The following is a 3,661-nucleotide window of genomic DNA, read 5'->3' on the forward strand; positions in this document are numbered from 1 at the left end:
ATCGCCCCCCTGTTCGACGAGATGATCGCCCACCGCCTCGGGCTCGTCCCGATCCCGACGGACCTAGACCTGTACAACCGCCGCGAGGACTGCCCCAGCTGCCACGGCGAGGGCTGCCCGAGCTGCACGATCATCTACTCCCTGAACAAGCGCGGTCCCGGGCTCGTGACCTCGGCGGACATGGAGCCCATCGGGGACACCAAGCTGCGCCCCAAGGACCAGGGCATCCCGATCGTCCAGCTCGCGGAGGGCCAAGCGATCCTGATCTACGCGACTGCGCAACTCGGCACGGGCAAGGACCACGCGAAGTGGCAGGCGACCCACGGGGTCGGCTACGCGTACTACCCGATCGTGAAGGCGGGCACGAAGACCGTCGATGCGCTCGACCCGAGCGTGCCCTTCTGCTCCGCCCACATGCTCACAACCTCTGCAATCGAGGAGACCGTGGAGCTCCCGGACGACTGCACTCTGTGCGGGAGGTTCAAGGAAGCGTTCAAGGTCGACTCGGTCAAGGTCGCCAGCGACCCGACGCGCTTTGTCCTCCAGTTCGAGACGGACGGGTCCCTGAGCGCCAAGGAGGTTCTCCTGCGCGCCCTGGACATCCTCACGGAGCGGTTCGGCGACCTGGCGAACCAGGCCGATGGCCTTTGAGGGACCCCGAAACACGCATTTGACGCGCTCATGGGGCAAACTTTAATAAGATTACTATCGCTATAGTCATCCGTGGAACTTGGCGAGCTCGAACTGGCCGTCCTCCGAGCCGTGAGGACGCTTGGCGAGGCCACCTCGGGGGAGGTCTACGAAGAGGTCCTCCAGGACCGTCATGTCGCGTACACCTCCGTAACGACAACCCTGTATCGGCTCGTTGAGAAAGACCTGGTTGCGTTGCGCAAACAGAGCGAGAAACGCGTGTTCTACCGAATCAAGGACGGACGTGCGTACCGGAAGGCCATGGCCGCCATGGTGGACTCCGTACTCGACACGTTCGGCGGCGCCGCGGTCTCCTACTTGCTGGACAGCTCGGACAAGCTCGCCCCCTGCCAGGTCGAGGAACTGGAGGTCCAGGTCGCCTCGCGCCGGAAGAAGGAAAGCGCGCATGACTGACCTGCTTGATCCGATCATCGATGCGCTCGTCGCCTACTGGTCCTCGCCGATCACGCTCACCATCGTTGCCGTCTGCGCGGCGTCCATGGGCACGCTGCTCTACGTGTTCCTGGCGAACGCGCGGAACGCGAAGCTGCGCGTCAGCCTCCTCACCGGGTTCTACGTCTTGACGATCTTCTTCTGGGCGTTCGTCGCGGCAAGCCTGTTCCTATGCGTCATGAAGTCGGACATGGTGGCCTACGAAACGTCGGGGATCCGTATGGCAGCCGCAGGCGCGGTCCTCGTCGCCCTCGCCGCCGCCTCCCTCCTTTCGTACCTTGTTTGGAGGTTTGCCGCCCGATGGGCAATCCGGAAGTTCAACCGCATGGACCTGCCTCCGGAGTACCGCTGGGTCCAAGACTACGTCGACCTGCTGGCCGAGTTCGAGAGCACGAAGCGTGTGCCCGTCCGGGTCGTCGACCAAGACGCGCCCTTGGCCATGGCAGTCGCTGGGAAGCAAGCCTCGATCCTGGTTTCACGCGGTCTCCTTGGACTCTTGGACCGAGAGGAAATCGAGGCGAGCGTCGCGCATGAACTCATGCACCTCAAACACCACGATGCAGAATTCAAGGTGTTCTCGATCGTGTTCTCCCGCATCCTCTTCTTCGATCCGTTCAGCAAGTTCTTCGACCCCGCCGTCCACCGCGAGCGAGAGTATCTCGCGGACGAGGCGAGCGGGCGATCCACGGGCAAGCCTGCGGCGCTCGCCTCGGCCTTGCTCAAGATTGCCGACCGCGGAGTCCCTCCCAAGTCCACGTGGGGGCTCAGCATCTATGGGAGGAGCCGCGGCATCTTCAGCCGATATCCCCCGCTCAAGGAGCGGGTGCAGAGGCTCCTGCTCCTGTCGGATTTGCTCGGCACCCGTGACGGAGCACAAGCAAACCGCTAGTATCGGCAACGACTTTGGCTCATGGAGGAGGGGAAGACGGCGCTACGGACCGCGAAGAAGTTGGCCGGCTCCAAGCTCTCACCTCCCCTGCCCATGGGCCAGCCCTCCGTAGCCACGCCGTCGGACGCACGCGGTTCGGATACGGAAGCACTCCGTCATGTCCGGGAGCGGATCAGGACCTTGGTCGGCATCGCCGCTGCAAACGAGAGCACGATGTCCGCGGACGAGCTACGAGTCTTGCTCCCCCGCGAAAGATTTGGAGACGCGGACGCCGTCGTTCGATTCATCGAGGAGGATTACGCTCTCCGGGACGAACTCGTCGTGAATGATGGTGAGGTCGCGCCTCGAGCGGACACCGCCCTCGTCGCCCGTCGGAGAGACCAACGCACGCTCACCCGGGACCGAGTCGCGCTCGCTCGCGGCTTCGCGGCGTCCCTCGTGCGGTTCTCACCCTGGACGGAGCTGGTGGCGGTATCCGGCTCCGTCGCGTACGGCGGAACGAAGCTGGACGACGACATCGATTTCTTCGTCGTCACGCCCCGGCGTCGCTTATGGATCACCCTCCTGATCGCCCTGGGGCTGGCGCGCCTGAACCGGGCCCGGCACCCGCGCGCTCCCGTGTTCTGCTTCAACCGCCTGGAAGAGACCGAACGCTGCGAGTCAGGGTTCCGCGAAGCTCGCGAGCCCCTCTTTGCCCGGGAGGCGCTCAATCTGAGAATCCTCCACGGTTCCGAATTCTACCACGATCTACTAGCGGCGTCACCCTGGATGGAGACTTGGTTCCCGTCCCTGTATCGGATGCGCCTAGACGAGAGTGCTCGGGAGCCTGGAGCCGAGCGTGATCCCCGCGGGACGCAATGGGCCGCGGCGAATGCCCTGGCATTCCTTGTCCTCGGTCCCTACCTGTGGATTGTCGGAGCGCTGCGCAACTCCCGCCTCCGACGGGAGGGGCGGAATGCCGCGCGCTTCCGGACCGTCATCGAGCCCGGGTTCTGCGCGTACGAGTCCCAGAAGTACGATGACCTCGGCGACGCGTACCGGAGGACGTTCACGTGATCGCCGTGGCGGGAGACCGGCAGGACAAGGTCATCTCGGAGAACCACACGCTAAAGGTCCTCGCCGAGCGGAACGGACTCCTGGTTTCCCTGACCACCAAGAGGTTTTCGTACCTGGTGTTCCTCTCGCGTCCCCTCGTCGGAGTCCGGAAGATCGTGACGAAGGACCGAATCGTCGCCCGCGCGGGATATGACATTCGAAGGACGCTCCAGCTCATTGACGAGACTTATGGGAGAGGCGGACTCTAGTCCGCGGAGGGCGGAAGGGGCGTGGTCTCCTCGGGGAAGTTCATCGGGGGCGTCCTCCTGGCGGCACTCGTGTGGACGGCGGTCTGGGTGCCCGGGTTCGGGCATGCCACGTCGCATGTGTCCACCGTCGTCGACACAGGCCCTGGAGCGTGGACGGAAGTCTCTCCACCACTCTCGCCGCCGGCGATGGCCGGGGCCATGATGGCGTACAGCAGCAAATCGGACCGATTCGTCCTGTTCGGAGGATGGGACGGTGTGACCTCTCTGAACGCAACGTGGCAGTACGACCCCGAAAACCGCTCGTGGATGGACCTCCATCCGCCGA

At 64.4% G+C, this 3,661-nt stretch carries 6 protein-coding genes; all 6 read left to right on the forward strand.

From position 1 onward, the window contains the following. The coding region (locus VEY12_12205) for a DNA-directed RNA polymerase subunit D (protein HYM40881.1) at positions 1-651 on the forward strand (651 nt) is incomplete at its 5' end. 72 nt (positions 652-723) lie between these two features. Next, positions 724-1,104 (forward strand): BlaI/MecI/CopY family transcriptional regulator, encoded by a 381-nt coding sequence (locus VEY12_12210; protein HYM40882.1) that lies wholly within the window; start codon positions 724-726, stop codon positions 1,102-1,104. Beyond that, positions 1,097-2,032: a M48 family metalloprotease gene (locus VEY12_12215; protein ID HYM40883.1), complete on the forward strand. Its 936-nt coding sequence runs from the start codon at positions 1,097-1,099 to the stop codon at positions 2,030-2,032. Before VEY12_12210 ends, VEY12_12215 begins: the two co-directional genes overlap by 8 nt. Positions 2,033-2,053: 21 nt before the next feature. After that, positions 2,054-3,088, forward strand: coding sequence for a hypothetical protein (locus tag VEY12_12220; GenBank protein ID HYM40884.1), 1,035 nt, complete (start codon positions 2,054-2,056; stop codon positions 3,086-3,088). Continuing rightward, positions 3,085-3,336, forward strand: coding sequence for a hypothetical protein (locus VEY12_12225; protein ID HYM40885.1), 252 nt, complete (start codon positions 3,085-3,087; stop codon positions 3,334-3,336). The genes VEY12_12220 and VEY12_12225 overlap by 4 nt, the downstream gene beginning before the upstream one ends. A gap of 21 nt (positions 3,337-3,357) precedes the next feature. Beyond that, positions 3,358-3,661 (forward strand): kelch repeat-containing protein (locus tag VEY12_12230; protein HYM40886.1); only part of this gene is annotated, 304 nt, incomplete at its 3' end.

It is taken from the genome of Thermoplasmata archaeon, assembly GCA_035632695.1.
Taxonomy (GTDB): domain Archaea; phylum Thermoplasmatota; class Thermoplasmata; order RBG-16-68-12; family RBG-16-68-12; genus RBG-16-68-12.